This window comes from Caulobacter sp. S45 (assembly GCF_903642205.1).
In the GTDB taxonomy this organism is placed as follows: domain Bacteria; phylum Pseudomonadota; class Alphaproteobacteria; order Caulobacterales; family Caulobacteraceae; genus CAHJWH01.
Genome location: NZ_CAHJWH010000258.1, coordinates 1 through 2,677 on the forward strand (window position 1 = coordinate 1; position 2,677 = coordinate 2,677).

Consider the following 2,677-nt stretch of genomic DNA (forward strand, 5'->3'; position numbering starts at 1 on the left):
GCATGCAGTGGTGGTCGACCGCCGACACGTAGCGCGGGATCGGCAGGGCGGGGTCGAGCTGCAGCCGCGCGTCGCCGGCGGTCAGGGCCTGCGCCGTGGCGGCCAGCCGCTCGGCCTGGCGCAGGGTGGTCCAGCGGCCGGCCTGCTGGCGCTGCTCCATGGTCAGCCGGCGCAGCGCCGACCAGGCCTGGAAGTAGGGGTCCTGCAGCAGGGCGTGGCGCACCTCGTGGCGGTCGCGGACCGAGCGCCCCAGCGCCTGTTCCGCCCGCGGCCCGGCGCGCACCTCCCAGGCCGTCTTCACGTGCGGCATGACCCGGGTGGATAGATGGCGATTCATGTGCGCCAGCCAATTCAGCCGCTCCACCTCGTCATGGCTGGTCTCGGGAAAGACGCCGTGGCGGCCGACCACCCGGTAGTCCGGCGGCCCGTCATAGGCAGGCGCGACCGCCTTCACCTCGCCCGACCCGTCCATCGCCGCCTCCGTGTGAGATGGCCTATGTCTATACCAACTCGCGCCGCAGCTCCACCAGCTCGTACCAGGTCATCATGTAGCCGCCGACGCCGCCCTTCAGGAACACGCCGTCCGTGTCGTCGGTGATCCACAGCTCGTAGGGCGGGTGCTGGCCCATGCCGTCCTCGCCCTCGTCGAGGAACTGGAAGCGGCGCGCGTCGAAGCCGCCGGCGGCCACGGTGACCCGCTCCCGCCCGAGGAACACGGCGTCGATCGCCACCCGGGCCAGCAAGGGCGGGGTGGCGCCGCGGTGGTCGGGGGAGGGCAGGTAGAGCCGCAGCGTGCGCCGCTCGCCGGGCGTGCTCCAAGACTGGCGCGAGAGCAGGAAGCCGTCGGCCACGATCGGGTGGGTGCCGAATCCATCGAGACGCCCGTCGAGTTCCGCCCGCTGGGACACCCGCCCGATCGAGGGGCCGTAGGATTCGCATTCGATGAAGCCTTCGCCGAAGCGGAACCAGCCCGAGCCCATGAACCGGTCGCCCACCGTCAGCCGGATCGCGCAGTCCGCCGGACGGCCCTGCGCGTCCAGGCCGTAGACCACGTCGCGCATGACGCTGGGATCGGGCTCGTCGATCTCGCAGTGGGCGCGAAGGGTCGTCGAGCCGTCGCCGTGATGGGTGAACAGAAAGCTCTCACGCCCCCGTTCCTGGCCCAGCCGCTCCGGCTTCCTGGACGTGTAGAGGATGCGGCCCTCGACGTTGCGGCGGCTCATGGCGGTGGTCTCCCTTCCCTGGAATGCGAGTGGTCCAGCTCATTCGCTCAGGATGAGGCCGACTGAGGCGGCGGAGACTTGTTTGAGGTCAGAAAGGCCGGCTCGCCGGGTCGTGCGCTTTCACCTTCCGGCGCGGCGAACCCCAGAGGCGGTCCGGTGTCGGCCAGGAAGCCGTAGGCCGCCTCGCCGGGCAGCCAGTCGGCCAGCCGGCGGCGCACCTCCACCAGCCTCTCCAGGTCGATCCCGGTCTTCAGCCCCATGGCCTGGAGCATGAAGACCAGGTCCTCGGTGACGATGTTGCCGCTGGCGCCGGGCGCGAACGGACACCCGCCCAACCCGCCGAGGGAGGCGTCGAGCGTGGTGATCCCCACCTCCAGCCCCGCCAGCGCGTTGGCGAGGCCGAGGCCCCGGGTGTTGTGCAGGTGCAGCCCGCTGAGCGCCTCCTCGCCCACCACGTCGCGCACCAGCCGCACCAGCCGCTTCACCTCCGCGGGGTTGGCGTAGCCGGAGGTGTCCGACAGCCCCACCTCGTCGCAGCCGGCCTGCATCAGCGCCTCGGCGAGGTGGGCCAACGCGGTGTCGGCGACCGGCCCCTCCAGCGTGCAGCCGAAGGCGGTGGACAGCCCGCCCTCGAAGCTCGGTCGGCGCTCGGGCGGCAGGGTGGCGAGCAGGGCGGCGATCGCCTGCGCCTCCTGGATCATCTGAGCATGGGTGCGGCGGACGTTGCGCAGGCTGTGGGTCTCGCTGACCGAGACGGGCAGGGTGATCTTGTCCGCCCCCGCCTCCACCGCCGCCTGCGCGCCCTTCAGGTTGGGGACCAGCGCCGCGACGGTCAGGCCGGGGATCGCCTTGGCGTGGCGCACCAGCGCGCCCGTGTCGGCCATGGACGGCAGGACGTGGGCCGGCACGAAGGAGCCGACCTCGATCTCGCGCACGCCCGCCGCCGCCTCCGCGTCGATCCAGGCCTTCTTGTGCTTCAGCGACATGAGCGAGGCGACGCTCTGCAGGCCGTCGCGCGGCCCCACCTCGCTGACCAGCACGTCCACGCCGTCCGCCCGCGGCATCCAAGCCCCCTTCTCGATGAGTTGGTATAAGAGTAGATCATTATGAGCTGGACGCCAGGACCCCTCCGCATGGACATCGAAGACGCCGCCGAAGCGCCCCTCGCGGGTCTCAAGGTGGTGGAGTTCTCCCACATGGTGATGGGCCCGTCGGCGGGCGTGGTGCTGGCCGACCTCGGCGCGGAGGTGGTCAAGGTCGAGCCGCTGGAGGGCGACGCCACCCGCTCCCTGCTCGGCTCCGGCGCCGGCTACTTCCCCATGTACAACAGGAACAAGAAGAGCATCCGGCTCGACCTGAAGAGCCCTGCGGGCGTGGAGGTGGCGCAAAGGCTCGCCGGCTGGGCCGACGTGCTGATCGAGAACTTCCGCCCGGGCGCCCTGGCGCGGCTCGGG

4 protein-coding genes are annotated in these 2,677 nt (G+C 71.5%); 1 reads left to right on the forward strand and 3 read right to left on the reverse strand.

Features of this window, described 5'->3' with window-relative positions; translation table 11 throughout:
* The 3 genes from HUV06_RS15765 to HUV06_RS15775 form a co-directional block, all read right to left on the reverse strand.
* The coding region (locus tag HUV06_RS15765; RefSeq protein WP_217433930.1) for a hypothetical protein at positions 1–472 on the reverse strand (472 nt) is incomplete at its 3' end.
* A gap of 28 nt (positions 473–500) precedes the next feature.
* Positions 501–1,223 (reverse strand): hypothetical protein, encoded by a 723-nt coding sequence (locus tag HUV06_RS15770; protein WP_174302190.1) that lies wholly within the window; start codon positions 1,221–1,223, stop codon positions 501–503.
* A gap of 47 nt (positions 1,224–1,270) precedes the next feature.
* Positions 1,271–2,287, reverse strand: coding sequence for a hydroxymethylglutaryl-CoA lyase (locus tag HUV06_RS15775; RefSeq protein WP_174302191.1), 1,017 nt, complete (start codon positions 2,285–2,287; stop codon positions 1,271–1,273).
* Positions 2,288–2,356: 69 nt separating this feature from the next.
* On the opposite strand from HUV06_RS15775, the gene HUV06_RS15780 reads away from it, so the two are divergent.
* Positions 2,357–2,677: CoA transferase (locus HUV06_RS15780; protein ID WP_174302192.1), on the forward strand; the 321-nt coding region annotated here is incomplete at its 3' end.